This is a genomic window from Sphaerochaeta sp. UBA5836, from assembly GCF_002432845.1.
Classification (GTDB): domain Bacteria; phylum Spirochaetota; class Spirochaetia; order Sphaerochaetales; family Sphaerochaetaceae; genus Sphaerochaeta.
The window spans coordinates 15,913-19,295 of sequence record NZ_DJGW01000052.1 but is presented as its reverse complement, the minus strand read 5'-3'; the positions used below and the strand labels follow the sequence as shown (position 1 = coordinate 19,295).

Genomic DNA, 3,383 nt, shown 5'->3' with positions numbered 1-3,383 from the left:
GTATATCTATCAGTGGAGAAGAATGTATGAAAGAATTGAGTTTCAAGGGGGTTCATACTGCGTTGATCACCCCGTTCACCAAGAAGGACAATCTGGATGAAGAGCGCCTTGAGCAGATCATCGAGATGCAGATTCAAAGCGGCATCGACGGGTTGGTGCCCTGCGGCACTACCGGGGAGAGCCCGACGCTCAGTCACGACGAGCATGACCGCACCATCGCCCTGACCGTCAAATTTGCCAACGGCCGGGTTCCTGTCATTGCAGGCACCGGCTCCAATGCCACCAGCGAGGCTATCAGGCTCTCCCGGCATGCCCAGCAGGTGGGAGCTGATGCTGTGCTGCTGGTCAATCCCTACTATAACAAGCCTACCCAGAAGGGTTTGTATCTCCACTTCAAAGCAATTGCCGAGAGCGTCGACATTCCCTGCATTCTCTACAATATCAAGGGAAGAACGGGTGTGAATATTGAAACCGAAACGGTAAAGGCTCTCAGCGATGCCTGCTCGAACATTGTGGGAGTCAAGGAAGCCAGCGGCAGCCTAGAACAGATGCGCGCGGTCATTGATGCCACACATGGCAAGTTCCATGTACTCAGTGGTGATGACAATCTCTCCTTGGCCTTGATCGAGAGCGGTGGTGACGGTGTCATCAGTGTCGCATCGAACATCTGCCCAGCCTATATCTCAAAAATGATTCACCTTGCCCTGGGAGGCAAGTTTGCTGCAGCGCGGGAGATGGAGGCGAAGCTTGCTGGTTTCTTCAAGGCTTGTTTCTTGGAAACCAATCCCATCCCGATCAAGACGGCCATGGCACGGTACGGCTGGTGCGAAGAGTCGTTCAGGCTCCCGCTGTGCAGTTTTGAGAATGAAGAGAACAGGGTCCGCCTCTATGCAGAACTTGATGCATTGGATGAGCTTGGGGCGATAGCAAGGAGATAGTGTTCATGGCTACGATCAATACGAATTATCAAAAGCTTGCAAGCGGGTACCTCTTTCCGGAAATCGCCCGCAGAACAAGTGCCTGGCAGAAGACCCATCCAGGAGTGCCTGTCCTTCGCTTGGGCATCGGCAATACCACCGAAGCTCTTCCCAGGGCAGTCTGCAATGCAATGAAGGAGAAGATTGACGCTCTTTCAGATCGCAGCACCTATACCGGATACGGTGATGAGCAGGGAGATGCCTACCTGCGCGAGGCCTTGGTCGCCTACTACCGGCGCTACGGAGTAGAGTTGGAAAGCACCGAGTTCTTTGTCAGTGACGGGGCCAAGAGTGATGCTGCCAACATTCAGGACCTGTTTGGTGAAAACAATATTGTTGCCATTCAAGACCCTGCCTATCCAGTGTATGTGGACAGCAATGTAGTCGGAGGGCGTACCGGGCTTTTCAATAAGGAGAAGGGTTGCTACGACGGCTTTGTCTATTTGGCAAGCACGGAGGAGAATGGGTTCATTCCCGAGCCTCCGAAACAGAAGGTGGACTTGATTTACCTGTGCAGTCCGAACAATCCCACAGGCTCGGTAGCATCCTATGACCAGCTGAAGGTCTTTGTCGATTACGCACGAGCGCACAAGAGTGTCATCATATTCGACAGCGCCTACAGCGAGTACATCACCGAAGCCGGGTATCCCCGCTCCATCTATGAAGTGGAAGGGGCCAAGGAGTGCGCCATCGAGATAAACAGTTTCTCCAAGTTTTCCGGTTTTACCGGTGTCCGGCTTGGTTGGACCATCGTACCCAAGGCACTGGTCTGTGAGGATGCTCCTCCAACCGTGCTCAATTCGATGTGGAACCGCCGGCAATGCACGTTCTTCAACGGTGCAAGCAACATTGCCCAGAAGGGTGGATATGCTGCGTTGGCCGGAGAGGGATACGAGCAAAGCAGGGCCTTGGTCGCATACTACTTGGAAAATGCCAGGATCATCCGTGAAGGGCTTACCAAAGTTGGCTTGACGGTCTATGGTGGGATCAACAGTCCGTATATCTGGGCGAAGACTCCCAATGGTATGGAGAGTTGGGATTTCTTCGACCTGTTGCTCGATACCTGCCATGTGGTGGTGACCCCGGGAAGTGGATTCGGCCCGGCCGGCAGGAATTTTGTGAGGGTTTCGTCGTACGGCCATCGCGAACAGGTTGTCCAGGCTATGCAGATGATTGAGGAGAATTTGAAGATATGAGTGAGAAAAAGCTACCGATAGGTCATGGACAGATGCTCGAGCTGGCTTCCCAATTGCCGACCCCGTTCTACTTGTACGATGAAAAAGCGATGATCGAGCATGCTCGGAGTTTCAAGAGACTCTTTGCTTGGGCACCCGGTTTTTGCAATTACTATGCGGTAAAAGCTTGTCCCAACCCAACCATTCTCAAGCTCCTGGCCCAAGAGGGGTTCGGAGCAGACTGCTCCTCCCTGCCTGAACTGCTGCTTGCCAAGGCTTGCGGCATCACCGGCAAAAAAATCATGTTTACCAGCAATGACACCCCGTCTGAGGAATTCAAGGCGGCCTATGACCTCGGGGCCATCATCAACCTGGATGATATTACCCACATAGAAGCGCTCCAGCAGGCGGTTGGGACGACTCCCGATACCATCTGTTTCAGGTATAATCCCGGTCCTGACCGTACCGGCAATGCCATCATCGGCAACCCGGTGGAGGCTAAGTACGGGGTGACCACGGCCCAGATCATCGATTGCTACAGGATCATGAAAGAGAAGGGAGTCAAGCACTTTGGTCTTCATACCATGGTTGCATCCAACGAATTGGATGGATCGTACATCGTTGAGACCGCCCGCATGCTCTTCGACCTTGCCATCCGCATCCACAAAGAGGCAGGCGTACGCATTGAGTTCATCGACATGGGAGGCGGCATCGGCATACCATACCGTCCCGACCAGGAGGCGATGGACCTTGCAAAGGTCAGCAATGATATGCATGAGCTCTATGAGAGCATGATTGTTCCGGCAGGCCTGGATCCACTTCAGATTGTCTTCGAGTGTGGACGGGTGATCACCGGTCCATATGGGTACCTTGTCAGCAAAGTCCTGCATGTAACGAAAAAGTACAAGGACTATGTCGGCCTTGATGCATCGATGGCGAATCTTATGCGTCCCGCCCTGTATGGTTCCTATCACCATATCACCGTGGTGGGAAAGGATACGATGCCTTGCGACCATACCTATGATGTAACCGGGTCGCTGTGCGAGAACAACGACAAGTTTGCCATCGACCGCATGCTGCCCGAAGTGCAGAAGGGCGATGTTGTAGTGATTCATGATGCAGGGGCCCACGGTCACAGCATGGGCTTCAACTACAATGGAAAGCTCCGCTGTGCCGAGTATCTGCTCAAGCGCGATGGTTCGGTGGTTATGATTCGCAGGGCGCAAACCTA

General features: G+C 53.4%; 3 protein-coding genes. All 3 read left to right on the top strand.

Going from position 1 to position 3,383, the window contains the following annotated elements; translation table 11 throughout:
• Positions 1–26 precede the first annotated feature (26 nt).
• Positions 27–938, top strand: coding sequence for a 4-hydroxy-tetrahydrodipicolinate synthase (gene dapA / locus B3F49_RS03935; protein WP_293892109.1), 912 nt, complete (start codon positions 27–29; stop codon positions 936–938).
• Positions 939–943: 5 nt separating this feature from the next.
• Positions 944–2,173 carry an LL-diaminopimelate aminotransferase gene (locus B3F49_RS03930; protein WP_293892106.1) on the top strand — a complete coding sequence of 410 codons (1,230 nt, stop codon included), beginning with the start codon at positions 944–946 and terminating at the stop codon, positions 2,171–2,173.
• On the top strand, positions 2,170–3,383 hold a 1,214-nt coding region (locus B3F49_RS03925), incomplete at its 3' end, for a diaminopimelate decarboxylase (protein WP_293909106.1). The genes B3F49_RS03930 and B3F49_RS03925, both read left to right, overlap by 4 nt.